This is a genomic window from Streptomyces sp. NPDC002209 (genome assembly GCF_042890265.1).
Taxonomy (GTDB): domain Bacteria; phylum Actinomycetota; class Actinomycetes; order Streptomycetales; family Streptomycetaceae; genus Streptomyces.
This window is the reverse complement of record NZ_JBIARX010000004.1, coordinates 277,824-302,441: the sequence shown is the minus strand read 5'-3', so window position 1 is coordinate 302,441 and position 24,618 is coordinate 277,824. Positions and strand designations below refer to the sequence as shown.

Below are 24,618 nucleotides of genomic sequence, written 5' to 3'. Positions count from 1 at the left end.
CAGATGATCCTGGGCACGGTGTCAGAGCACCTCCACGGCGGGACCGGAGAGCCGGTTGCGGCAGTCGAGTACGAAGGAGGCGTGCTCGGTGATCATCGCGTAGTCGAAGGAGTCGTGGTCGGTGAGCAGGACGACCACGTCGGCCGCGGCCAGCTCCTTGCGGGTCGGTTCGACCCGCACGAGGCGGGCGTCGACCTTGAGGCCCTCCACCACGTGGGGGTCGGCCGCGCGCACCTTGGCGCCCATGTCGAGCAGCAGCTGGGAGATGCGCACCGCCGGCGACTCCCGGGCGTCTCCGGTGTTCTTCTTGTACGCCAGCCCCAGCAGCAGGATCCGGGAGCCGTTGACCGAGCGGCGCTTCGCGTTGAGCGCGTCGATGACGCGGCGCGCGACGTACTCGGGCATGTGGCTGTTGATGTCGTTGGCCAGCTCGACGAAGCGGAAGTTCTGCCCGAGTTCGCGCTGCACCCGCCAGGACAGGTACGACGGGTCGATCGGCAGGCAGTGTCCGCCGACCCCGGGGCCCGGGGTGAACTTCATGAAGCCGAACGGCTTGCTCGATGCGGCTTCGATGGCCTGCCACACGTCGATGTCGAGGTGGCGGGCGAACATGGCTATCTCGTTGACCAGGGCGATGTTCACGTGCCGGAAGGTGTTCTCCAGCAGCTTCGCCAGCTCGGCCTCCTTGGGCGAGCGCACCGGCACCGTCTTGTCGACGAGGCCTCCGTAGAAGGCTTCCACGGCCTTGAGCGAGGCGGCGTCCACGCCGGAGACGACCTTGGGCGTCTGCTGGAAGCCCCAGACGGTGTTGCCGGGGTCGATCCGCTCCGGGCTGTAGCCGAGGTGGAAGTCGGCTCCGGCGGTGAGGCCGGAGCCGTCCTCCAGGATCGGGCCGAACAGCTCCTCGGTGGTGCCCGGGTAGGTGGTGGACTCCAGGACGACGGTCGCGCCGGGCCGCAGGAAGCGGGCCAGCGTGTGCGCCGACTCCTCGATGTAGCGCAGGTCGGGGGCACCGTCCTGTAACGGGGTCGGGACCGTGACGACCGCGATGTCGAAGCCGCCGCAGTCGCGTGCGAGTTCGCTGGGCTGGTAGGAGCCGCGCTCCAGCGCCCGGGTCAGCCGTTCGGAGGAGACGTCCTCCACGTACGACTCGCCGGCGGCGAGGCTCTTGACCCGCCGGGCGTCCACGTCGTACCCGACCACTTGGTGCCCGACCTCGGCGGCCCTGACGGCCAGCGGGAGGCCTACGTATCCCTGTCCCACGACGACGACGCGCATCAGTGACTCCTGTTCGCGGAACCGGCAGACGGTGTGGCAGACGGTGTGCGGCGGATGAGTTCGCGGACCGTCATGAGGAGGAAGGCGGTGTTGGTGGTGAGGTAGCGCCTGCCGAGGCGGCGCGGCTCCTGCAGGGCCCGGTAGCACCATTCGAGGCCCATGCGCTGCCAGACCACGGGGGCCCGCTTGGTGATGCCGGCCAGGATGTCGAAGGAGCCGCCGACACCGTGCACCACGTGGGCGCCGGTGCGCTTGCCGTAGCCGGCGGTGAAGATCTCCTTCTTGGGCGAGGTCATGCCGAGGAACAGCAGCTGGGCGCCGCTCTCCGCGACGGCGTCGGCGACCGCCGCCTGGTCGGAGTCGTCGAAGTAGCCGTTGCGGCTGCCGGCCACGCGCAGCGCCGGGAAGCGCTCGGCGATCCGGCCGAGCATCAGGTCCAGTACGTCCGGCCGGGCGCCGAGCAGGTAGACGGGGACGCCCGCGGTCTCGGCGGCGGCCAGCAGCCGCATGAACAGGTCGATTCCCGCGACCCGTTCGGGCAGCCGGACACCGAGGACACGGCCGGCCCACACCACGGCCTGGCCGTCGGCCAGGACGAGGTCGCAGCCGGAGACCGCCGCCGCGAGGCGGGGGTCGCGCCGCATGTTGACCAGCTTGGCGGCGTTGACCATGCCGATCTCGATCTGTTCGCCGCGCCGTACCGCATCGAGGCAGCGCTGCACGGTCTCGTCCATGGTCAGGGCGTCGAGGGTGACCCCGAACAGGGTCTGGCGCGAGGGTGTGCGCAGGTTCATCTCCGCGGCCCCCCGAGCCAGGCGTGGAGCAGCCAGCCGAACTCGTACGGCCTGCACTCGCGGTCGATCACGACGGGGCGGAAGATCCGGTCGAGCGGAGCCAGCCGCGCCTGCGGGGCCACCTTGGTGGTGACTCCGCGGGCGGCGCGCACGGCCTTGGCCGGGTCACCGCGGTAGACCTTGCGCCAGGTGACCCCGTACTTCTCGAGGATCACGGGCTCGCGCGGGGTGCCCTCGGGCCCACTGATCTCGGGCACCTCCGTCATCCAGCGCAGCCCGCGGCGGATGGCGGCGCCGAAGTCGGTGCCGCCCGCCTCGGCGAGGTCGAACAGGGCGGTCGGAGCCATGGCGTGCTGGTGCACGCTGTAGACGGGATAGCCCTCCACCACGCCGCCCGTGCGGGCGTCGTAGTGCCACCACCACTGTCCGCCGTCCCCCTGGAGCGCGCAGATCCGGGCGGCGCAGGCGTCGGCGGCCGCGAGGGCGTCCGGGTCCGCGCCGCTCGCGTGCAGCCGGGCCAGCGCCTGGAGCGGATAGGTCTGGTCGGCGAAGCAGGCCACGTGGGAGCGGTACCCGGGGACCAGCCCCGGCCCGGTGGCGTGCGGGAACAGCGGACCGCCGGCCGCCCTGGCCGCCAGCAGGCGGTCGCGGGCGGCCGCCAGCCGGTGCTCCACGTCCGCCGAGGTACGGGCCGCGACGAGGGCGGAGAGCACCCAGGCCGCCTCGACGGTGTACTGCGGCCGGCCGGGGACGTCCAGCGCGGCCACCCGCGCGAGGGCGTCCGCCAGTTTCGGGTGCTCGGTCTCGGCGGCGACCCAGGCGATGAGCGCCGCGTCCCCGAGGTTCGTCACCACGGGCAGCCGCTCCACCAGCAGACCTGCGTACTCCTCGACGCTGTGCCCGCCGAACAGGGCGCGCTGGCGCTCCTCGGGCAGGAACCGCGCCCCCAGCGCGGTGATGGCCGCGTACCGGGTGCTCGTTCCGCGACCCTCCACCCGGCGGATGCCGTCGGAGGTGACCGTCCCCACCCGGGTGAACACGAAGGTGTCGGAGCCCGGCAGGTACATGTCGGGCAGTCCCGCCTCGGCCAGCGCGAGCAGGCGCTCGGCGAGCGCGTGCAGCGACGGGTCTTCGTGGGCCAGTGCTTCTAATCGTGCGGCGGTCACCGGGTCCCCACCCCGGTTCCCCGTGTGCTGCGCGCACCTCGTATGTCCGAGCTGTACGGCTCCAACACACCTACCCCCTCTGATCGCTCCTCGGACAGACCTGGCGGTCGTCGTTCCGCGGAGGGGAATGCGCATGACGGCGCACGTGCCGACGGTGTGATCCCCCCGATGGCACGAACCGTCCGGGGCCGCCCACTGGATCCCCCCAGCGATGCCCCGGACCGGAGCACGCGCGGAGGCAGCGTCGGGCGGGCGCGATGATGCGCCGTCCGTCACCTGGTCCGCGATGCCCTCGTCGTGTACAACCCCCCACTGAACAAAGCCTGTTGCCTGCTCAGATCCCGTGTACAGGGACAAGGTATGCCCAAGGATGTTCGTTGATTGTGGTTTTGAGGAAATGCCGCGGACCTAAATTGCCGACGTACCGTCAGGTCCGCTCGAGCAGCTTTCCGTCCTTCTCCTCGTGCAGCGAACCGGTGCGCGGACACTCCCACACGCCCGGCTCGCCCTCGCGCTCCACCAGGCGGACCCCGGCCCGGCCCACCCAGCCGATGCGGCGGGCCGGTACCCCTGCGACCAGTGCGAAGTCCGGTACGTCCCGGGACACGACCGCGCCGGCCGCGACCAGCGCCCACCGCCCGATGCGTACCCCGGCCACACACACCGAACGGGCCCCCAGCGAGGCCCCCTCGGCCACCACGACGCCGGCGGCCTCCCAGTCGCCGCCGCGCTTCTGCCGGCCGTCGGGGTCGACGGCCCGCGGATAGAAATCGTTGGTGAGCACGGCGGCCGGGCCGATGAAGACCCCGTCGCCGAGTTCGGCGGGCTCGTAGACGAGTGCGTAGTTCTGCAGCTTCACGTTGTCGCCGATGCGTACCCCCGGCCCGACGTAGGCCCCCCGCCCCACGATGCAGTCGCGCCCGAGCCGCGCGTCCTCCCGTACCTGCGCCAGATCCCAGATCGTGGTCCCGTCCCCGAGTTCGGCGCTCTCGTCGACCTGGGAGGTGGGTTGAATGCGGACACTCACGCGGCGGTCCCCTTAAGACTGGAGGTACTGACGTAAGGGGGGAGCATATGCGCCGCAGGGTCGGCCCACCGGGAGATCAACCAACCGTTCACGCAGTCGACTTGGGGTCCTGGCCGGGGTGGTGCACGACGAGCGTGCCGTACGCCGAGAGGGCGGTGGCCGGGTCGCCCGGGGTGTTGCGCAGGGTGCTGTCGAGGAAGGCGAGGCTCGCGGCGGCGGTGATGCGCGGGCCCGCCGTACGGTCCAGGGAGCCGACGAGTGAGGGGAGGGGCGGCAGGTACAGGGGGGCGTCGGTGAAGGTGAGGTGTGCGGCTCCGGGGACGGTGAGGCGGTAGCCGGTCGCGGTGCCGAGGCTCAGGACGCGGGTGAGGTGCGGGATGAACTCCGGGTCGGTATCCGGGCCGATGGCCTGGGTGAGGGCGAGCACCGGCTGGGGGTAGGGCTGCGGCGCCGGGTCGTGGGGAGCGCCGTCCAGGTCGATGACGGCGGCGAACCGGGGGTCCTGGCGGGCCGCCTGCAGGGCAGCGGCGCCGCCGAGGGAGTGGCCGGCTGCGGCGACGCGGCCGGTGTCGAGGTGCCCGGTGAGCGGGCCGGCGATCTCGCCGCTGTGGATGCGGTCCAGTTGGGTGCGTACGAAGCTGAGGTCCGCGGCGCGGACCGCCGTCCAGCCGGCCGCCCGCTTCTCGTCCTCGGCGTCGTCGCCCGTGGCCGAGACCTTCGTGCGGATCGTGCGGCCGTCGGCGAGCACGACGGCGGCGGAGTCGTAGGGGTGGTCGAGTCCGACGACGACGTAGCCGTGGCCGGCCAGTTCCTCCGCCCAGGCGGTGTTCTGCGTACGCACCCCGCCCAGTCCGGGGGAGAACAGCACGACGGGGAACCGTTCTCCCTCCCCGGCCACGGGCACGTCGAACGACGCGTGCGTGTGGGCGCGGGGGAGGCCGTCCAGCAGGATTCCGGGGAGACCGGCGTAGTCCGCGAGCGCGTCGGAGACCACGCGCGCCTCGGGTTGCGTGCGTCCGAGGTACTGGGCGTGGCCGGTGTCCTTGCCGCCCGTGCGGGCGGGGTACCAGAACTGGGCGACGACCGTACGACGGTCCTCGGGTGCGGCGGTGGCGGTCTCGGGGCGCTCGGGGTCGGTCAGCTCGAGCACGCTGGTGCCGACCGCGAACCGGCCCGACGGCTCGGGGAACACCGGCGTGGGCAGGGCCCAGGCCGCTGCCGGGCCGCCGGCGATCAGCGCGAGGCACGCCACCGACCCCGGCAGCGCGAGCCACCACGGAGCCCGGCGTGCCACCCGCCCGGTACGCGGTCGCAGCAGCGGCGCCAGGGCGAAGGGGAGGGCGAGCGCCGCCCCGGCCAGTACGGGAACCATCTGCCAGCGCAGCCCGAGTACGCCGAGCACCGCCCCGGACCCCGCCACGACCGCCGAAGCGGCGACGCCGACCGGTGCCCGGAGCCGGAGCGGAAGCCACCGCGCCAGGACCAGCGCGACCGCTCCCAGCACCAGGAGGACCTCCCAGGGGGACATCTGCACATGTGCGCTCATCGCCTTCACGTCGTCATCGTCGAGGCGTTCGGGCCTCCGGGCGTCACCCTCGGGTCGGGTCGCCCCTGCGACCTGAGTCGCATCGACTGCCGTCCGGGCCGCGACCGGGTGAGACGCATCCGGAATTCCTCGTGTCATATGCCTGTCGCGATGCGCGTATCCGTGCATATGGTGTGGCTCCGGACCATCCCGGGCACACGGCCCTCCCGCACTCCCCACGGGAGGGCCGTCGCGCGGCACATCACGTGCGGCGTACGAGTGCTGCGTCCGGCTCGGGAAGTGGAGGTCCGTCTTCAGGAGTTCGCCGTCAGGGCCGGCGTACGTGATCGTCGTGTCCGGCGTGGTGTCGGGAGTTCCTTCCAGCCGTTGATCCGCCCCCGAGGTTACGGAGCCAAGTCCCGGCGGCGTCCCGCCACGGAGCCGCATCGGCGCGTAGCTCTCCAGAGCTACGGGGGAGTGCTTCCTGCTCACCGACCGACCGACCGCCGGCCACGGCAACGACAAAAACACCTGGCAGACCAGGGGAAGGGCCCGTATGGTCATCGCGATGATGACTCACACCGCTCACAGAATGGGGGTCCCGTCCGCGCAAGGTGAGTGCTGATGGCCCCTCACACCGCGAACGAGGAATCCCCTCCTTCCCTCCGGCACCTTTCCCTCTGGCTGCGCGTGCGCGAGTTCGCCGTGCCGCCGTCCATGATCGAGACTGCGACCGCCCGCCGCCTTGCCGGGGACTGGGCCGGGGCGTGCGCCGCCGCGGGCATCGACGTCGATCTCCGTCTCCGTTCCGTGGCGCGAACCCACGGCCGCGAACTCGCGGCCCGGATCCGGGCCGATCTCCGCCACCTGGCTCCCGACCTGCTGCGCTGGCACATGCCCAGGATCGCTCCCGACGGACTGCTGCGCCCGGGCCTGACCATCTCCCTGGCCCGGTACGACGACCCCCGGCACGACGGCACACGCCCGGTGCACCTCGTGGCACGGACCCTGCCGGCGTGGGCGGATGCCGGTCAGCGGATCAGCCTCGCGCTCTGGGACGGATCCCCCGGCGACGCCGGCGCCCGCCGTCATCCGCATCCCCACCCCAACCCCCGGTTCCGCCTCGACCTGCACCGCCACCTGTGGGACGCGCGCAGGACCGATGAGCTGCGGATCCGGTCCGGGGCCGAGCCGCTCCCCGCCGACGGCACCCCCGCAACGGCCCCGGACGTGCCCGGGCTCGTGCCACAGGGGCGTCGCTGCGCCGTCGACCGCTGGGCCGCCGAGGCGGCGATCCTGCTCCGGGCCGACGGGTGGTCCACCCGTACCTTCACCGTACGGCTCGGGCACCGGCAGCGGCTGGACCTGGACCTGGACCTGGACCTCGCAGCGGACGGGGACGGTGGCGGCGGCACGGACGCAGCGGACGGTGGGGACGGCAACGGGCCGCCCGTACTGCGGATCTCGGCGGCGTCCACGCAGCACGGCGCCTGCCCGCCCCCGGTCCTGCCCGACGCGGCGACCTGGCTCCTGCCCGACCTGGAACTGCTCCGCACCGGCTCCATCGACGCCGGGCGGCTGCACCCGCTGGTCGCATCGGCACTCGTACCGGATCGCGCGCCGACCGCCCCGTCCCGGATTCCGGACCGGGCCGGCCCACCGCACCTCGTCGAGTGCCGGGGAGCCCGGCACCGGATCGGCCTCGTCGACGGGGTGCTGGCCCCGCTCGACCACGACCCGGCCGAGATCCGCCGGGAAGAACTGCTGGTCGCCCTGACCGGCAACCCGCTGCCCTGTCTGCAGGCGATCGACGAGGCGCACCGCCGTCCGGAATGCCTCACCGGCGTACGCGAGCGCCTGGACCACGGCGACACCGCCGGTGCGCTGGCCGTCGTCGAGAGCCTGCTGGGCCCCGAAGCACTGTTGCGCGACGGCGCCCTTCGGGACGAACTGGAGGCGGCCGCGCGGCAGCGGATCACGTACGGGCTGTTCAGAGCGGGCCTGATCGGCCCCGGACCCGACCGCATCCGCCCGGGCCCCCGCCGCCCCCGCGGGCACCGCTCGCATCCACGCCATACGACGGGTCGCTGACCCGGGGCGGCCGCCCGCCGCACCCGCTCCTCCCACCACGCACGACGAACCCACGAAAGGTGATCGAACATGCCCGCACACGCCCCCTTCGCCGTACGCAGCACCCCCGCCGGCCCCGCCGCCGACGCCTCCCAGCTCGACGTCGCAGGCGACCTGCTGGCCCTGCTCCGCGCCACGACCACCGAACCCCGCCCCGACACACAACTCGAGGCCCTGACCCTCGCCGTGGCCGCCGACCTGCCCGTACTGCTGTGGGGCGAGCCGGGGATCGGCAAGACCGCGGCCCTGACCCAGCTCGCCGCGTCGCTGGACCTTCCCCTGACCACCGTGATCGCCAGTGTCCACGAGCCGTCCGACTTCTCCGGCCTGCCCGTCATCGGGGACGACCCCGCAGAACAGGGCGTTCCGATGGCCCCGCCGGACTGGGCCGTACGCCTCGTACGAGCCGGCCGGGGGCTGCTGTTCCTGGACGAGCTGTCCACTGCTCCGCCGGCCGTACAAGCCGCCCTGCTCCGCCTCGTACTCGAGCGGCGGATCGGAGCCCTGCAACTGCCGCCCGGGGTACGGATCGTGGCCGCGGCCAATCCGCGGTCCTCGGCGGCCGACGGCTGGGAGCTGAGCCCGCCGCTGGCCAACCGCTTCGTGCACCTCCAGTGGACCCACGACCACGACGTGGTCGTGCGCGGCCTCGGCGGGACGTGGCCCCGGGCCACACTGCCGCGGCTCGACCCTTCGATGCTGCCGCATGCCGTGGACTTCGCCCGTCGCGCGGTGTGCGGGCTCCTCGCCGCCCGCCCCGGGCTCGTACACCGGCTGCCCAGCGGTGAGACCCGCCGGGGCGGCCCCTGGCCGTCGCCCCGGAGCTGGGAGACGACCCTGAGCCTGATCGCCTTCGCGACCGCCGCCGGCTCCTCCCGGGACGTGCTGTCCCTCCTGGTCAGGGGCACGGTGGGGGACGGCCCCGGACTGGAGTTGCTGGCGAGCCTGGACCGGATGGACCTCCCGGACCCCGAGGTCCTGCTGGCCGATCCGGCGGGCGCGGTCCTGCCCGAGCGGGGCGATCTGTGCCAAGCCGTGCTCGACGGCGTGGTGGAAGCCGTCCGCAGGCGCCCCGACGAGACGCGCTGGGACGCGGCATGGGCGCTGATGGTCCGGGCGCTGGAGACGGGAGCACCGGACCTGGTGGTCGTCCCCGCGTCCACCCTCGCCTCGTTGCGCCGCGAGGAGTGGGACGTACCGGCTGCGATCGAACGGCTCGCCGGCGCGGTGTCCGTCTCGCGGCGGGCGGACCGGGCGGCCGCCCGGTCCGCGGACGCGACGAAGGTCCGACGATGACCGGGGAGGCGCCGGGGGCGCTGGACCTCGACAAGCTCTTCGCCGCCCGGCTGCACGCCGCCCGGGCCCGGCCGTACTTGGCGACCGCGCTGTTCGCCCTGCACACCGTGGAATCGCGGCGGGTACCGACGATGGCCGTCGACCGGCACTGGCGGTGCTACGTCTCACCGGCGTTCGTGGACCGCACGCCGGTGGAGGAACTCGCCGGGGTATGGGTGCACGAGGTGTCCCATCTGCTGCGCGACCACCACGGCCGCGGCGACCGGGTGGCGCGGGAGCGCGGCCTGCACGGCCCGGGGGAGCGGCTGCGGATGAACATCGCCGCGGACTGCGAGATCAACGACGACGCCTTCGGCGACGGGCTGGTGCGGCCCGAGGGCGTGGTCGATCCGGTGTCCTTGGGACTGTCCGAGGGGCAGCTCATGGAGGACTACCTGCGCCAGTTCACGCTCGGGCCCCGTACGCAGCACATGGCCTGGCTGGACTGCGGCAGCGGCGTCGACGGGGTGGAACGGGAGTGGGACCTCGGGGAGGACGGCGCGCACGGACTCGGCGATCAGGAGCGGGACGCGGTGCGGTTCCGGGTGGCGCAGGGCATCAGGGGCCGTCCGGGGAACGCCTCGAAGGGGTGGAAGCGTTGGGCGGAGGAGGCCTTCCACCCGCCGCAGCCGTGGCGGGAGCTGCTGGGAGCGGCGGTCCGTTCGGCGGTCTCCGGTTCCGGCGCCGGCGAGGACTACTCGTACGGTCGCCCGTCGCGCCGCTCGGCCGGGCTGCCCGGCGCGGTTCTGCCGAGCCTGCGGCGCAGGCCGCCCCGGGTCTGCGTGGTCATCGACACCTCCGCTTCCGTCAGCGACGCCGAGCTGGGCGGCGCGCTCCTGGAGGTCGCCGCGATCACCCGTGCCGTGGGCGGCCGTCGGGACCTGGTCACCGTGGTGGCGTGCGACGCGGCGGCCCGGATCGCCCACCCCCTGTGCCGCGGCGAGGGGATTGCGCTGGTGGGGGGTGGCGGTACGGATCTGCGCACGGGCTTCGCGAAAGCGCTCCGAGCGGGGGCCCGGCCGGACGTCATCGTGGTCCTGACCGACGGGCAGACCCCCTGGCCGAGCACACGACCGCCGTGCCGGACGGTGGTCGGCCTCTTTCCCCGACAGGGGTTGTGGGACGAGGACGACCCCGACTACGTGCCGGACTCGCCGCCGTCATGGGCCCGCGTGGTCGCCATCGGATAGGCGCCCCCGCCGGCAGCCCTGTCCGCTCCACGACGGCCGGCTGAACCGGCGCAAACTGATGTGCGGATCCGGCGTCCGGTTGACAGGCTGAGATCATGAACGACCTCACCACCACACCCATCACCGCGGAACTCCTGCGCGGCGCCCTCGACCTGGAGCGCACCGAGCACGGTGTGCTCCCGCACCGGCTGCCCGCCCGAGCCCGAGCCCAGTGCACCGACGGACAGCTGGCGATGGCGGAAGCCCAGCCCTCCGGCGTACGGCTGGTGTTCCGCACCCGCGCCACCGTCGTCGAGCTGGACACGCTCCGCACCAAGATGGCCTACGTGGGCGCACCGCCCCGCCCCGACGGCGTGTACGACCTCCTGGTCGACGGCAGCCTGGCCGGGCAGTCCGGGGTGAGCGGCGGCCGCGTCCATGTCGTCGACATGACCACCGGTGCCACCGAGACCCGCCCCGGCCCGGTCGGCACCGTCCGGTTCGCCGATCTGCCCGACCGGGCGAAGCACGTCGAGATCTGGCTGCCGCACAACGAGATCACCGAGCTCGTGGCCCTGCGCACGGACGCCCCCGTCGAGCCGGTACCGCAGGGGAGCCGCAGAGTGTGGCTGCACCACGGCAGTTCGATCAGCCACGGCTCGGACGCCGCGAGCCCCTCCACGACCTGGCCGGCGCTGGCCGCCTCCCTCGGCGGTGTGGAACTGGTCAACCTCGGACTGGGCGGCAGCGCCCTGCTGGACCCGTTCACCGCCCGGGCCATGCGGGACACCCCCGCGGACCTGATCAGCGTCAAGATCGGCCTCAACCTGGTCAACATGGACCTGATGCGTCTGCGCGCCTTCACCCCGGCGGTGCACGGCTTCCTCGACACCCTCCGCGAGGGGCATCCCACCACGCCCCTGCTGGTCGTCTCGCCCATCCTGTGCCCCATCCACGAGGACACTCCCGGCCCCACCGCCCCGGACTTCAGCACCCTGGGCGCCGGGAGGCTGCAGTTCCGGGCCGCGGGCGACCCCGCGGAGCGCGCGGCCGGGAGGCTGACGCTCAACGTCATCCGTGAGGAGCTGGCCCGCATCGTGCAACAGCGGTCGGCCGACGACCCCCACGTGCACCACGCCGACGGCCGCGTGCTCTACGGCGAGGCGGACTTCGCCGACCTCCCGCTCCCCGACCAACTCCACCCGGACGCCGCCACCCACCGCCGCATGGCGGACCGCTTCGCCGAACTGGCCTTCGGCGCCGGCGGCCCGTTCACCGTCCGCACCGACTGAGCGGCCACCCGGGAGCCGGGGCCGGCTCAGCTTCGGCCGGCTCGGCCGCGGCCACCGCTCTCAGGCGGCCGCGGCGAGCCGGTCGGCCGTGCGTCAGGGGGAAGGGCTGACCTGGACCGTGGTCAGGGCGCCCCCGGAGGCCTCCTTCACCACGGCGATCCGGGTCCCGGTGTCCGGTACCTTCACGCCCACCTGCGGCATGTCGGCGTTCCAGTAGCCGCCCCGGCGGTCGTCGAAGACCGGGACGCCCGGCCGCGCCGGGATCAGTACCGGTACGCCCGCCTTGTGCAGCACGATCTCGTCGCTCGGGCGGGTGGAGAACGTCGCGTCGAAGGTCTGGGCCCGCGCGTTGAGCAGCGTCCCGTCGGCGTTGCGCAGCGGCTCCGGCCGCGCGTCGACGGGCAGCAGCAGGCCCGCTCCCGGGTGTGCCTTCGTGGTGTTGTCGCTGTACGCCGTGTCCCAGAGCCAGATGAGCACGCCCTGCTGGTACGGGTAGAACTCCACCGTGTCGTTCCCGGCGCCGAAGTTGTACGGGCCGCTCTTGAGGTAGGCCCCGTAGCCGGTGTAGCGCCGGTTCTCGACCAGGTAGGCGCGCGGGTGCTCCGCGGTGCCCGTACGGCCCTGCGCACGCGACCACTTCAGCGCGTTCCAGCCGTTCGCGCCCTGCTCGGCGCCGTCGCGCAGCAGCTCCCGATCACCCGCCGTGATCCGGATGTCGTCGAAGGTGACGCCCTTGCCGTGCGTGTTGCCGTCCGAGGTCACCCGGAGCCGCAGCTGGACGCTGCGACCGGCCAACCCGTCGAGGGGGACGGCGAGTTCCACCCAGCCGCCCGAAGTCCCGGAGATGCCCTTCGCCGGGATCGGGGCGCCGCCCACCGTGCCCGGCAGGGGGGACCACGTGGTGCCGCCGTCCGTCGAGGCCTCAACGGTCAGGAAGTCGAAGTCCTGCTCGATGTCGTACCAGACGCGGGCGTCGAGCCGGGCCGCCTGCCCCGCCCCGGAGAGGTCGACCGCCCGGGTCAGGGTGTTGTCCATGAAGTCGCCGGTGCCGCTCCACCACTGGCTGCCGCCCTCGTACGGGTCGGTCAGATCGGTGCGGGTCACCGACGGCGGCAGATGCACCAACAACGCCTGTGGATCCTCGGTGTTGTAGCCGGAGACCCCGAGCACGGCGCGCGTCTTTCGGCCCGCGTCGGCCTCGGTGTACTCCAGCCAGCCCAGTTGCAGCTTGCTCCAGGGGTCGAGGTCACCGGGGTAGTCGCCGGTGGTGTTGCGCCCCTTGCCGAGGTAGGAGGCCGAGGACATCAGCGACCAGAAGTTGACGCTGTTGTCCCCGTCGGAGCTGTACAGGTCGGGCAGCCCGAGGTCGTGCCCGAACTCGTGGGCGAACAGGCCGACTCCGCTGTTCTCACCGCCGGTCAGGTAGTCGCCGGCCCAGATGCCGGAGTCGCCGACCGGGGTGCCGCCCGCCTTGTTGTCCGCGGGGCCCGCGCTGCCGGCCTGGTCCCAGTACGCGAACCAGCGGTGCGCCCACACGGCGTCCTTGCCCTGGTCGCCACCGCCCCAGGTCTGGTCCTTGCCCCCGTGGACGACGACGAGGTGGTCGAGGTAGCCGTCCGGCTCGTCGAAGTTGCCGTCGTGGTCGGCGTCGTAGCGGTCCCAGACGTCGTACTCGGCCAGCTGGGCCTTGATCTGCTCCGGGGTGCGGCCCTTGGCGCGCTCGGTGTGGTACCAGGCGTTGGTGGCATCGCGTACGAGGTCCCAGTTGGTGCGGCACTGGCCGGGCTCGGAGCAGTTGTCGGTCCCGTACCGGGCCTCGTTCCACGGCAGCCGTACCCAGTCGCTGACCTGGCCGTCCATGTCGTAGCGGCCGGAGGACTGCAACCGGTAGTAGTTGCGGAGCGTGACGGCGCCGGGATCGGTGCCGAAGAACTGCTGCTGGTAGTACGCCTGGCTGAAGTCCTTGCGCCACAGGGTGTGGTTGTCGCTCTGCGCGGGCTTGCCGATGGTGTTGTGGCGGGGTCCGGGCGTGCCGCCGAAGCGCGGCTTGCCCTCGAACTCGGTGGTCGTGTCCACCTGGTCGCCGAACTCGGCGAGGATCACGAAGACCTTGTCCTTGCGCTCCTGGGCGAGTTCGACGTACCGCTTGCCGACCGCGGCCCGGCGGGGGAGCGTGCCGTCCGCCTCCGCCGCGGTGGCGCCGGAGGCGACGCCCTCGAGCGCCTGGCGGCGCAGGCTCTGGCGCTGGAGCTCCAGCGGTGCGGGCGGTGGGGCCGGGGAGAGTTCGGGGGCCGGCCGCGCCGCGGGGGGCGGCGGGGCGGGCGCGGCGAGAGCGGGGGTGGCGAGGAGGGCGAGGCATATCGCCGCCACCACCGCGGGGAGTCTGCGCAACGTGGCTGACCTTTCGGTGAGTTCGGTCGAAGCGCAGGTAATATTTCACATGTCACAGGTGACGGCTAGGGTGCGGGAGGCGTCACGAGTTCGCCGCGGGTGGGACGCCGGGAGGCGCCCGCCCGCGGCGAACCGTGCCAGGGGGTCGACGTCAGGTCAGCCGTCGATGCGGTGCTGCGTCCAGAAGGAGGTCAGGTCCGTGGTCGTGGCGGCCTGGGCGGCCGCCTTGAACTCGGCCGTGGTCGAGACGCCGTACCAGTGCGAAGTGGCGTAGTCCTTCAGCAGCTTGGCCATCACGCTGTCGCCGAGGACGCGCCGCAGGTCGTGCAGCGCGCACTTCCCGTAGCCGTAGATGACGGTGGAGTACCGGGACGAGTGGGCGTCCCAGTAGGCCATGGAGTTGGTGATCTTCTCTGCCGATCCGGCCCAGGAGACGCTGTTCCAGCAGTTGGCGCCGGTCTTGTTCAGCGCCAGGTCGGTGGAGTAGTCGGTGAACGCCTCGTCGAGCCAGGGGCTGGTGTACTCGTCGTCGCCGACGATGCCGTACCACCACTGGTGGCCGATCTCGTGGGTGAGTGCGGTGGTGCTCACCAGGTCGAGGACGAACCCGGGGTACTCCATGCCGCCGAACCAGAAGTTGTTGTCGATCACGGCGTCCAACTCGCCGTACGGGTAGGCGCCGAACCGGGCCGCGTGGGCGTCCACGGCGGACTTGGCGGTGGTGAGCATCGACTGCGCGTCGGTCGAGCTGATGCCCGAGACGGAGTAGACGTTGACCGGGGTGCCGGCGGCCGAGGTGCCGGAGATCTTGCTGAACGGGCCGGCCGCCCAGGCGAAGTCGCGGACCTTGGAGGCGGTTGCGGTGGTGACCGTACGTCCGCTCGATCCCGGGGTGTCGACCGAGCCGCCGGTCGCGGGCACCAGGAGGGTGTTCGGGTGGTCGAGGGCCACGCGGAAGTCGGCGGCCAGCGAGTAGAACGACTCGCCGTTGTTGGTGTACGGGTCCAGGTGCCAGCCCGCCGCGTCCCTGACCGCGAGTACGGGCAGTGCGTTGCCGATGAAGCTGAAGGCGCCGTCGTAGCCGAAACGGTCTGCGCCGCTGGGCACGGTGATGCCCAGGTCGAAGCCGATCGTGGCGGTCTGCCCCTGCGTCAGCGGCGCCGGCAGGTCGATCTTCAGGGCCGTGCAGCCGACCGAGAGGGCGCCGGCGGTGCCGCCGGTGACGTTGCCGACGGTGATCGGCATGGCGGAGCAGGTGCCGTGGTAGTTGTCCCACAGCCTCAGGTACACCTCGCTGAGCGGGTCGGCGGAGGCGTTGGTGAAGGTCGCGCTCTCGTGGCCGGTCCAGACGGTGCCGCTCGTGTTGCTGCTGAGGTTGACGGTGTACGAGGGTGCGGCCGGCGTACGCGTGGAGTCGGCGGGCGGAACCGTGCCGCCGGAGGTGGCGAGGGCCACGTCGTCGACGACGAAGCTCGTCTGGAGGCTGGAGTCCTCGGTTCCGGTGAAGGCCACGCTCACGGTCTGGCCCGCGAAGGCCGATACGTCGAACGACTTCTGGACGTAGCCGGTGTTCTTGTCGAGGTTCGAGTACGTCGCCAGCGTCGTGGCGCCGATCTTCGCCGTCAGCTTGTCGTACTTGGTCGACGTGGTCGTCTCGGCGGTGTCGATGTGCAGCCAGAAGGTGAGGGTGGCCGTGCTGCATCCGGAGGGGATCGTCACGCTCTGGGAGAGCGTGTCGGTGTGCGTCCGGCCGACACCGTTCAGCCAGGCGAAGGTGGTGCCGCCGTGGGCGGCCTGCCCGGCGCGGTTGGTGATCAGGCCGGCCTGGGACTGGGTCCAGGCCGAAGTGCCGCCTTCGAAGTCGCCGCCCGCGACCACCTGGGCGGGGGTGCAGGCGGCTGCGAGGGGTGCCTTGGGCGGCGCGGCGGCCGCGGGGGTGACGCAGAGTGCGGTGGCGGCGAGCGCGGCGAGGGCGAATGCGCTCGCGGCGAGGGCCTTGTGGGGGGTCGGTCTCACACGGAACTCCTTTGAGGCGGCCGGGATTCCGGCCTGCTCGGTGGCCGCCCGGTCGGCTCGGGTGCGCCGGAGGGCGGCCGCGGGCTGCGCGCATCGTCTGCACGAGCGCTGAGTGAGATCTGCTGTGCCGCGTCCCCCTGGGGTCAGGGCGACGACTGCCGGAAGAGCCTGGCAGATTTGACCGGAGCATGCCATGAGGGACGAGTAAAGTGTTCGTTCGCGTCGGGGGCCGGCGATCGCCCCGGCCTCGGGTGAGCCGCGTCTCACCCGGGTGCTGCGGCTTGTCTATGCAACGAGTTGCATAGAAAGATCAGGGGTATGGCGCTCGAACACGCGATCCTCGTCTCGCTGCTGGAGAAGCCGGGTTCAGGCTACGAGCTCGCCCGGCGCTTCGACCGGTCCATCGGCTATTTCTGGACCGCCACCCATCAGCAGATCTACCGCGTCCTCAAGCGCATGGAGACCGACGGCATGCTCGCCGTCCGCGAGGTGGCGCAGCAGGGCCGGCCGGACAAGAAGGAGTACTCCGTCGCCGGCCCCGGGCGCGCCGCCCTCTCCCAGTGGCTGCACGAACCCATCGAACCCGAGAGCCTCCGGCACGACCTCGCCGTGAAGATCCGCGGCGCGGCCTTCGACGACCCCGCCGCACTGCTCCACGAGGTCGAGCGGCACCGCCAGGTGCACCGCGAACGGCTCGCCCACTACCTCGCCGGGGAACTGCGCGACTTCACCGGGCCCGAGGCGCCGGCGCCGCTCGACGCCGGCCGGGAGCTGCAGCACGTCGTGCTCCGCGGCGGCATCGCGTACGAACGGATGACCATCGCCTGGCTCGACGACGTGCTCGCCACCGTCCACCGGCTCGCAGCGCCCCGCCCGCGCGGCTGAGCCGTCCCCCCCCGCATCCGGAACCAGCACCCTCCACCCCTCGACCCACACCCTCGGAAGGCGGACCTCCCATGGCCGACGCCCTGCTGTTCAACCCGCGCACCTACGACCCGCAGCACTTCGACCCCGAGACCCGCAGGCTGCTGCGCGCGACCGTCGACTGGTTCGAGGAGCGCGGCAAGCGCCGGCTGATCGAGGACTACCGCTCCCGCGCCTGGCTGGCGGACTTCCTCGCCTTCTCCGCGAAGGAAGGCCTGTTCGCGACGTTCCTCACCCCGGCCTCCGCTGCCGACGGCCACGCCGACAAGCGCTGGGACACCGCCCGGATCGCCGCCCTGAACGAGATCTTCGGGTTCTACGGCCTCGACTACTGGTACGCGTGGCAGGTGACCATCCTCGGTCTCGGCCCCGTCTGGCAGAGCGACAACGCCGCCGCCCGCGCCCGCGCGGCCGAACTCCTCTCCCAGGGCGAGGTGTTCGCCTTCGGTCTGTCGGAGAAGGCGCACGGCGCCGACATCTACTCCACCGACATGCTGCTGGAGCCCGACGGCAACGGCGGATTCCGGGCCACCGGCTCCAAGTACTACATCGGCAACGGCAACGCGGCCGCCCTCGTCTCCGTCTTCGGCCGCCGCACCGACGTCGAGGGCCCGGACGGGTACGTCTTCTTCGCCGCCGACAGCCGCCACCCGGCCTACCACCTGGTGAAGAACGTCGTCGACTCCTCCAAGTACGTCAGCGAGTTCCGCCTCGAGGACTACCCGGTCGGCCCGGACGACGTCCTGCACACCGGCCGCGCCGCCTTCGACGCCGCCCTCAACACCGTCAACGTCGGCAAGTTCAACCTCTGCACCGCCTCGATCGGCATCTGCGAGCACGCGATGTACGAGGCCGTCACGCACGCGCAGAACCGCATCCTGTACGGCCGCCCCGTCACCGCCTTCCCGCACGTGCGCCGCGAGCTGGCCGACGCGTACGTCCGGCTCGTCGGGATGAAGCTGTTCAGCGACCGCGCCGTCGACTACTTCCGCACCGCGGGCCCCGACGACCGCCGCTACCTCCTCTTCAACCCGATGACGAAGATGAAGGTGACCACGGAGGGCGAGAAGGTCATCGACCTGATGTGGGACGTCATCGCCGCCAAGGGCTTCGAGAAGGACAACTACTTCGCCCAGGCCGCCGTCGAGATCCGCGGGCTGCCGAAGCTCGAGGGCACGGTCCACGTCAACCTCGCCCTGATCCTCAAGTTCATGCGCAACCACCTGCTGGACCCGGCCGAGTACGCCCCCGTCCCGACCCGCCTCGACGCGGCCGACGACGACTTCCTCTTCCGGCAGGGCCCGGCCCGGGGCCTCGGCTCCGTACGCTTCCACGACTGGCGCCCCGCCTTCGACGCCTACGCGGCCCTGCCCAACGTCGCCCGCTTCCGTGAGCAGGCGGACGCGCTCTGCGAGTTCGTCACCACCGCCGCCCCCGACGAGCAGCAGAGCCGCGACCTGGACCTCCTGCTCGCCGTCGGCCAGCTCTTCGCGCTCGTCGTCCACGGCCAGCTGATCCTCGAGCAGGCGCGGCTGACCGGCCTGGACGAGGACGTCCTGGACGAGCTGTTCGCGGTCCTCGTACGCGACTTCTCCGCGCACGCCGTCGAGCTGCACGGAAAGGACTCCGCCACCGAGGCGCAGCAGAGCTGGGCCATGGGTGCGGTCCGGCGTCCGGTCGTCGACGCTGCCCGCTCGGCCCGCGTCTGGGACCGTGTCGAGGCGCTGTCCGGGGCGTACGAGATGGCTCCGTAACGACGGCGGCGCAGCAGCCGCTCCGGCCCGCCACCGCGTACCCCGCGCGGTGGCGGGCCGTGCTGCTTGCCTCCGGCGGCGGACCCCGGCCCGGGAACGCGGCCCCGGCCCGTAGCGTGGTGGCATGACGACGAAGCCCACCGGTGCGAGCGGACCGAAGGTGCCGCCCTCCTACCCGCCCAGGACGCCCCCGCCGCAGAAGAAGCCCGTGGAGGCCCCGCGTCCCCGGCCCGCCACGAAGCCGGCGGCCCGGACGCCCGCGCGCGGAGCCCGGATACGGGGCGGTGCCGCGACCTCGTAGGGTGGCGGGATGGCGATCACACCACCCGAGAAGGACGGCACCCGGCTGCTGTACGGATGCATGGCGCTCGGCGGCAGCTGGGACACCGATGCGTACGGATCCGCCGACATCGATGCGGCCGAGGCGGCGATCGCGGCGGCGCTGGACAGCGGGATCGACACCTTCGACCATGCCGACATCTACCGGCGCGGGAAGGCGGAGGCCGTCTTCGGAGAGGTCCTGGCCCGCACCCCCGGCCTGCGCGAGCGGATCGTGCTGCAGACGAAGTGCGGGATCCGGCTCGCGGACGGCGACCTCCCCGGCATGTACGACCTGCGCGGCGCCTCCATCGTCCGGCGCGTCGAGGAGAGCCTCGGCCGCCTGCGCACCGACGCCGTCGACGTGCTGCTCCTGCACCGGCCCGATCCGCTGGCCGACCCGCAGGACATCGCGGCGGCCCTCACCTCGCTGCGCGACCGGGGACTGGTCCGCCGGTTCGGCGTCTCGAACATGAACGCCGCGCAGATCGCCGCCCTCCAGCGGCATCTGGAGTTCCCGCTGGTCGCCAACCAGTTGGAGATGAGCCTGGACCGGCGGGACTGGCTCGAGGACGGCGTCCTCGTCAACACGGCCGCGGCGGCGGGCAACGGCTTCCCGGCCGGGACGCTCGAGTACTGCCTGGAGAACGGAGTCCGCCTGCAGGCCTGGGGTGCGCTGGCGCAGGGCCGGTTCACCGGCCGGCAGGAGACCCCCGAGGAGCACGCAACGGCCCGCCTCGTGCGGTCGCTGGCCGATGCGAAGGGCACGACGCCGGAGACGGTACTGCTGTGGTGGCTGCAGCGGCATCCCGCCCGGGTCGTCCCCGTCGTGGGCAGCGGCCGCCCCGAGCGCATCCGGGCCTGCCGCGACGCCGCGCTGCGCGAACCCGATCTCACGCACGAGGAGTGGTACGAGCTGTGGATCGCCGCCCGCGGAGCCCCGCTGCCGTAGCGGGGCGGGCGGGTCGGCGGGTCGGCGGGTCGGTGGGTCGGGCGGTGTCAGGGTGTGACGGTCAGATGCTCCACGACCAGGTCTGGTCCGCGCTGACCACCCACGCGAGGACGGCGAGGTCGGCGAAGCCCAGGGCGAGACCGAGCCGGGCGCGTCCGGGACGGCTGGTGCCGCGGTGCAGGGCGAGGGCGGCGAGGACGATCGCGGTCGGCCCGAGGAACAGGTTCATCGCGAGGAGGCCGACCAGGCCGAGTGCGAACGAGGCCACCGCCATCCCGTCGGCCTGGCGGGCGACGGGAGCGGGGAGCGCGGTACCGGGGGTATTCATGATCGTCCTTCCTGTCGGCCGGCCGGCCGGTGGCGCCGGGCGGTCCGCTCGCGCACGGCGAAGACCAGCAGCCAGCAGGCGATCGCGGCGGTGGCGGCGAGGGATATGTCGACGGGCACATGGGCCACGGTTCCCAGGGCGACCCCCATCAGCATGAGGGCCGCTATCAGGAAGAGCATCGTGCTTCCTCCATCGTGCTCACTCCAAAGAATAGGAGACAGTTGTGCACTGACTGCTCAGTCTAAATGCAAGCATGCGGAATCAGGGAATCGGGGGTTGACTTTTCGTCATGAGCGGGACCATCGGGGCACGGCAGGCCCAACGGAACAAAACCCGCAGGGCCTTGCTGGACGCAGCCCTGTCACTGCTGGAGGAGCAGGGCCTGGGCAGCCTCGGCCTGCGGGAGGTGACCCGCGTCGCGGGGGTCACCCCGACGGCCTTCTACCGGCACTTCCGCGACACCGAGGAGCTGGGCATCGCGCTGGTGGACGAGGCGCTGCAGAGCCTGCACGGCACCGTCCGCTCGACCCTCACCGCCTCCGGCGACGCGGAGCAGCGGATCGACACGACCGTGGGCCTGATGGCCGAACTCGTACGGGAGTACCCGGGGCACATCCGGTTCATCGTGCGGGAGCGGCACGGCGGCGTGCGCAGGGTGCGCGAGGCGGTGGCCGGCCAGCTCGACGCGTTCGCCGACGAGGTGGCCGAGCGCCTCGGCGGCGATCCGCTCAGTGCGGGCTGGAGCGCGGACGACCTGCTCATGCTGGCGCGGCTGTACGTCGACCACATGGTGATGACCGTTTCCGCCTACCTGGCGGCCGGCCCGGAGGGCGAGGAGTGGGCAGCGGTCACGCGCACCGCCCGTCGCCAACTCCGGCTGATCCACACGGGGCGGCTGAACTGGACCCCCGGAACGCCTCGCTAGCATCGCCCTCCCCGGCCGGACCGGGGAGGGCGGGCGCACGGCCGGTCCACCGGGGGCGTGGAAGTGCGCGAGCGCCCAAGTATCCTCAGCCGGACGGACTTTGGCTGACCACCAGCGAACCGGGACGGCGAGGGGCAGATATGTGGGGGCGGGGGACGGTCCTGGGGGACCGGTACACACTGGCCGAGCGGATCGGCGGCGGTGGCATGGGCGAGGTCTGGCGCGCCGACGACGACGTGCTCAGACGTCAGGTCGCCGTGAAGGTCCTGCTTCCCGCGCTGCTCGACGACCCCTCGTTCGCGGCGCGGTTCCGCCGGGAGGCCACGGTCCTCGCCTCGCTCAGCCACCCGGGCATCGTCGACGTGCACGACTACGGGGAGAGCCGGACCGAGTCCGGTGAGCAGGTCGCGTACATCGTCATGGACCTCGTCGAGGGGCGGACGCTGAACGAGGTCCGCGCGCAGTCCGGGCCCCTCCCCGTCGAGCAGGCGCTCGACATCGCAGGGCAGGCCCTCGACGCACTGCACGCCGCGCACCTGCAGGGTGTCACGCACCGCGACATCAAGCCGTCGAACCTGATGCTGGGCGAGGACGGCCGGGTGACGGTCACCGACTTCGGCATCGCCCGTTCCAGCGCGGCCAGCACCGGGATCACCGACTCGCACGCGGTTCTCGGGACGGCGCTGTACATGGCTCCCGAGCAGGCGGAGGGGCTCGGCGCCATCGCCGCGTCCGACCTGTACTCCATGGGCGTGGTCTGCTTCGAACTGCTCACCGGAGAACCGCCGTTCACCGGCGAATCGGTCGTCGAGATCGCGCTCAAGCACATCAGGGAGCCGGTCCCGGACCTCCCGGCCGAATTCCCCGGGCCGGTACGCGCCTTCGTCGCCAGGGCGCTGGCCAAGCGGCCCGAGGAGCGGTACGCCGACGCCTCGGTGATGGCTGCGGCGGCGCGGCGCGCGGCGGCCGGGCGGCCGCTCGGCGAGCTCGACGCACCGGCGGGGCCGGTCGTCGCAGGGACCGCCCCGGCCGCGGGCGCGGGCGCCGAGCTGCGGCGGTCGTGGCGGGATCGGCTGCGCATTCCCGCGTCCGTCTCCGCGCCGCTTGCCGTCGGGTTCAGTGTGACGATCACCGTCTCGGTGGCCGTCACGGTCTTCTACATCGACTCCGGGGCGCGGCAGACCGACGCGAACGGGCCGGGGCAGCACCCCTCCACCTCCGTGTCCGCGCCGGCGTCCGGCCCCGGGAGCCAGAGCCCCGGCGCGTCCCCCTCGGGAAGTGCGGCAGCCGGTACGCCCGATGCCTCGCCCCCGCCCGCCGGCGAGAACCCGGGCGGGCAGGGCGGCGGCGGGGCCGCCGCCGCAGCCGGCGGCGTCGGGGGCGCGGCGCCGCTCCCGGACCCCCAGCCGGCCGCAGGCGGATCCGGCAACGGCGGGAGCCGGCCCGGCTCGGGGCCGAGCGGCGGCGCCGCCGGGGGAGGGGGCACGCCCGGCGGCGGAGGCTCGACCCCCGGAGGATCGGGCAACGGCGGGTCCAATCCGCCGCAGGGCTGCGGCGGAACCGGCTGGGGCGCCATCACCAACGTCGGCGACGGGCTCAAGATCGGCTTCAGCGGCTCCGCACCGCAGGGAAACGCCAAGGTGATCATGGGCGGCACCACCGCATTCGGCTGGCTCCACGAGAAGAGCAACTACGACAGCTTCAAGACGTGCGGCTCGGCCGGTATCGCGATGGCGCGGGCGCTCACGCAGTTCAACGACACCGTTCGCGTCGAGCTCGCGGGCCAGTTCGCCGGGGACGTGTGGTGGAACCTGGAGAAGGCCCCCACGGCGGGCGCCTACTACATCAAGGACATCTCGTTCCAGGGCGGCTGCCTGACGGACAACGGCGCCGGCAACCAGCTGACGGTGGTCGCCTGCTCCGGGAGCAAGGCCCAGCAGTGGCGGATCCAGTAGCGGCCGCTGCGCAGAGCTCCTGAAAGGCCCAGCGCGCCGACCCGGGACCGGGCCGGCGCGCTGCTGCGGTCAGCGGGCCGACTCGGTGTCGAACGTGTAGAACTTGCGGTGGTCAAGCAGGTCGGCCGGGGTCACGTTGTTCCACGGCCGCATCGGGCGGTGCAGGTCCACGACGTTCGGCGTGGCCGCGCCCGGCAGGTAGGCGGACTTCGGGTTCCGGCGCTGCCACTCGGCCCACAGCATGTCGATGAACGCGTGGTGCATCCAGAACACCGGGTCGTTGGGAGAGGCCGCGCTGGACATCTGGCCGCCGATCCACACGTGGACCCGGTTGTGCAGGCCGGCCCCGCGCCAGCCCTCCAGATGGTTGCGGAAGCCCTCCGAGGAGCTGTTCCAGGGGGCTGCGTCGTACACCGGCATGGCGAGTACGGCGTTCACCTCGGCCTTGGTCGGCAGCTGTACCCCTCGCGCACCGAGTTCGCGCACCAGGTAGGGGCGCTTGTCCACCCCCACGGTGACCGCCCACTTGCCCGCCGCGTACGCGAACGGGCCGTCGAGCACCTGGCCGTCGCGGTCCCGGCCGGTACCGCCCAGGAAGTCCGCGGCCCAGAGCGAGGAGGCGGGGGTGCGGTCCACGGTCCAGTCCCAGTAGGGGAGGGAGACCTTCGGGTCCACCTTCTGCAACTCGGCTTCGAAGTCCAGCAGGAAGCGGCGGTGCCAGGGAAGGAAGGAGGGGGCGCGGTGTCCGACCCGGTCGCCGAAGTCGCTGTCGGTCATGAGGAAGGTGTTGTGGGCCGTGACGAAGCGGTCGTAGGTGCCGTTCCGCTTGAGCTCGAGCAGCGCACCGGTGAAGGCGCGCTTTTCCTCCGGGGTGAGCTTGGACTGGTTCTTGCGGACGGTCATGCCGTGCCCCCCGCGGGGCCGAACGCGGCGAGGGCGGCGCCCCGGAGGTCCCGCACGGCGGCACGGACGACCGTGACCGGGTCGGGAAACGTCTCGTAGTGGTTGACGACGCTGACCCAGCTGCCGTCGGCATTGCGCATCACGTGCAGCTCGTTGCCGTCGATGCGGACCGTGGGCAGACCGGGGGAGTGGTGGCCGCCCTGGTGGCCTCCTTCGCCGAACGTGATCTGGATGCGGCGGCCCTCGTAGACCTCGTCGACGGTGCCGGTCGGTATCGGGCCGGGCGACGAGGCCGCGTCGGCCCCCTTCGGGTCGCCGTCCGGCGAGGACGTGGCGGAGGCATGGATGACGGCCGCGGTCAGCCCGACCGCGGTGACTGCGCCGACAGCAGTGCCCAAGGCCTGTCGGCGGGTGATCTTCTTCATGGCTTGAAGAG

Annotated in this window: 21 protein-coding genes; 10 read left to right on the top strand and 11 right to left on the bottom strand. The window is 72.5% G+C overall.

Annotated elements, in window-relative coordinates:
* Window positions 1–21 precede the first annotated feature (21 nt).
* From ACFYXK_RS10790 to ACFYXK_RS10770, 5 genes are all read right to left on the bottom strand, one after another.
* On the bottom strand, window positions 22–1,278 hold the full coding sequence (locus ACFYXK_RS10790; RefSeq protein ID WP_389410804.1) for a nucleotide sugar dehydrogenase: 1,257 nt from the start codon (window positions 1,276–1,278) through the stop codon (window positions 22–24).
* Window positions 1,278–2,072 carry a WecB/TagA/CpsF family glycosyltransferase gene (locus ACFYXK_RS10785; RefSeq protein WP_389410803.1) on the bottom strand — a complete coding sequence of 265 codons (795 nt, stop codon included), beginning with the start codon at window positions 2,070–2,072 and terminating at the stop codon, window positions 1,278–1,280. Before ACFYXK_RS10785 ends, ACFYXK_RS10790 begins: the two co-directional genes overlap by 1 nt.
* Complete coding sequence (locus ACFYXK_RS10780; protein ID WP_389410802.1) at window positions 2,069–3,238, bottom strand: hypothetical protein; 1,170 nt, start codon at window positions 3,236–3,238, stop codon at window positions 2,069–2,071. Before ACFYXK_RS10780 ends, ACFYXK_RS10785 begins: the two co-directional genes overlap by 4 nt.
* A 427-nt stretch (window positions 3,239–3,665) precedes the next feature.
* Window positions 3,666–4,265, bottom strand: a complete 600-nt coding sequence (locus ACFYXK_RS10775; RefSeq protein ID WP_389410801.1) for an acyltransferase — start codon at window positions 4,263–4,265, stop codon at window positions 3,666–3,668.
* Window positions 4,266–4,353: 88 nt separating this feature from the next.
* Entirely contained in the window at window positions 4,354–5,811 is a 1,458-nt protein-coding gene (locus tag ACFYXK_RS10770; RefSeq protein ID WP_389410800.1) for an alpha/beta hydrolase family protein, read from the bottom strand.
* 603 nt (window positions 5,812–6,414) lie between these two features.
* Here ACFYXK_RS10770 and ACFYXK_RS10765 point away from each other — a divergent pair.
* From ACFYXK_RS10765 to ACFYXK_RS10750, 4 genes are all read left to right on the top strand, one after another.
* The gene (locus ACFYXK_RS10765) at window positions 6,415–7,881 is read left to right on the top strand and encodes a hypothetical protein (RefSeq protein ID WP_389410799.1); all 1,467 of its coding nucleotides are present in this window, start codon (window positions 6,415–6,417) and stop codon (window positions 7,879–7,881) included.
* Window positions 7,882–7,950: 69 nt separating this feature from the next.
* Window positions 7,951–9,216: an AAA family ATPase gene (locus ACFYXK_RS10760; protein WP_389410798.1), complete on the top strand. Its 1,266-nt coding sequence runs from the start codon at window positions 7,951–7,953 to the stop codon at window positions 9,214–9,216.
* Window positions 9,213–10,445, top strand: a complete 1,233-nt coding sequence (locus tag ACFYXK_RS10755) for a VWA-like domain-containing protein (RefSeq protein ID WP_389410797.1) — start codon at window positions 9,213–9,215, stop codon at window positions 10,443–10,445. The genes ACFYXK_RS10760 and ACFYXK_RS10755 overlap by 4 nt, the downstream gene beginning before the upstream one ends.
* Window positions 10,446–10,540: 95 nt before the next feature.
* The gene (locus ACFYXK_RS10750) at window positions 10,541–11,716 is read left to right on the top strand and encodes a GDSL-type esterase/lipase family protein (protein ID WP_389410796.1); all 1,176 of its coding nucleotides are present in this window, start codon (window positions 10,541–10,543) and stop codon (window positions 11,714–11,716) included.
* Between the two features lie 93 nt (window positions 11,717–11,809).
* On the opposite strand, the gene ACFYXK_RS10745 is transcribed toward ACFYXK_RS10750, so the two are convergent.
* Both ACFYXK_RS10745 and ACFYXK_RS10740 read right to left on the bottom strand, forming a co-directional pair.
* Window positions 11,810–14,107: an immune inhibitor A domain-containing protein gene (locus tag ACFYXK_RS10745; protein WP_389410795.1), complete on the bottom strand. Its 2,298-nt coding sequence runs from the start codon at window positions 14,105–14,107 to the stop codon at window positions 11,810–11,812.
* A gap of 156 nt (window positions 14,108–14,263) precedes the next feature.
* Window positions 14,264–16,123 carry a M1 family aminopeptidase gene (locus ACFYXK_RS10740; protein ID WP_389410794.1) on the bottom strand — a complete coding sequence of 620 codons (1,860 nt, stop codon included), beginning with the start codon at window positions 16,121–16,123 and terminating at the stop codon, window positions 14,264–14,266.
* Between the two features lie 318 nt (window positions 16,124–16,441).
* Here ACFYXK_RS10740 and ACFYXK_RS10735 point away from each other — a divergent pair, with 318 nt between their 5' ends.
* The 4 genes from ACFYXK_RS10735 (at window position 16,442) to ACFYXK_RS10720 (ending at window position 20,071) form a co-directional block, all read left to right on the top strand.
* A complete protein-coding gene (locus ACFYXK_RS10735) occupies window positions 16,442–17,008 on the top strand; it encodes a PadR family transcriptional regulator (RefSeq protein ID WP_389410793.1) in 567 nt (188 codons plus the stop codon).
* Window positions 17,009–17,079: 71 nt separating this feature from the next.
* Window positions 17,080–18,801 (top strand): acyl-CoA dehydrogenase family protein, encoded by a 1,722-nt coding sequence (locus tag ACFYXK_RS10730; protein WP_389410792.1) that lies wholly within the window; start codon window positions 17,080–17,082, stop codon window positions 18,799–18,801.
* Between the two features lie 124 nt (window positions 18,802–18,925).
* Window positions 18,926–19,102: a hypothetical protein gene (locus ACFYXK_RS10725; protein ID WP_389410791.1), complete on the top strand. Its 177-nt coding sequence runs from the start codon at window positions 18,926–18,928 to the stop codon at window positions 19,100–19,102.
* A gap of 9 nt (window positions 19,103–19,111) precedes the next feature.
* Window positions 19,112–20,071: an aldo/keto reductase family oxidoreductase gene (locus tag ACFYXK_RS10720; RefSeq protein ID WP_389410790.1), complete on the top strand. Its 960-nt coding sequence runs from the start codon at window positions 19,112–19,114 to the stop codon at window positions 20,069–20,071.
* A 61-nt stretch (window positions 20,072–20,132) separates the two neighbouring features.
* On the opposite strand, the gene ACFYXK_RS10715 is transcribed toward ACFYXK_RS10720, so the two are convergent.
* Both ACFYXK_RS10715 and ACFYXK_RS10710 read right to left on the bottom strand, forming a co-directional pair.
* Window positions 20,133–20,399: a DUF4190 domain-containing protein gene (locus ACFYXK_RS10715; RefSeq protein WP_389410789.1), complete on the bottom strand. Its 267-nt coding sequence runs from the start codon at window positions 20,397–20,399 to the stop codon at window positions 20,133–20,135.
* On the bottom strand, window positions 20,396–20,578 hold the full coding sequence (locus tag ACFYXK_RS10710; protein ID WP_383516103.1) for a hypothetical protein: 183 nt from the start codon (window positions 20,576–20,578) through the stop codon (window positions 20,396–20,398). The genes ACFYXK_RS10715 and ACFYXK_RS10710 overlap by 4 nt, the downstream gene beginning before the upstream one ends.
* Before the next feature lie 110 nt (window positions 20,579–20,688).
* Between ACFYXK_RS10710 and ACFYXK_RS10705 the strand changes: the two genes are divergently transcribed.
* Together ACFYXK_RS10705 and ACFYXK_RS10700 are read left to right on the top strand one after the other, a co-directional pair.
* Complete coding sequence (locus tag ACFYXK_RS10705; RefSeq protein WP_389410788.1) at window positions 20,689–21,324, top strand: TetR family transcriptional regulator; 636 nt, start codon at window positions 20,689–20,691, stop codon at window positions 21,322–21,324.
* A 140-nt stretch (window positions 21,325–21,464) separates the two neighbouring features.
* Entirely contained in the window at window positions 21,465–23,279 is a 1,815-nt protein-coding gene (locus ACFYXK_RS10700; RefSeq protein ID WP_389410787.1) for a protein kinase, read from the top strand.
* A gap of 69 nt (window positions 23,280–23,348) precedes the next feature.
* Here ACFYXK_RS10700 and ACFYXK_RS10695 read toward each other — a convergent pair whose 3' ends face one another.
* Entirely contained in the window at window positions 23,349–24,182 is an 834-nt protein-coding gene (locus ACFYXK_RS10695) for a tyrosinase family protein (protein ID WP_389410786.1), read from the bottom strand.
* Window positions 24,179–24,607, bottom strand: a complete 429-nt coding sequence (locus tag ACFYXK_RS10690) for a tyrosinase family oxidase copper chaperone (protein WP_389410785.1) — start codon at window positions 24,605–24,607, stop codon at window positions 24,179–24,181. The genes ACFYXK_RS10695 and ACFYXK_RS10690 overlap by 4 nt, the downstream gene beginning before the upstream one ends.
* Between the last annotated feature and the right edge of the window lie 11 nt (window positions 24,608–24,618).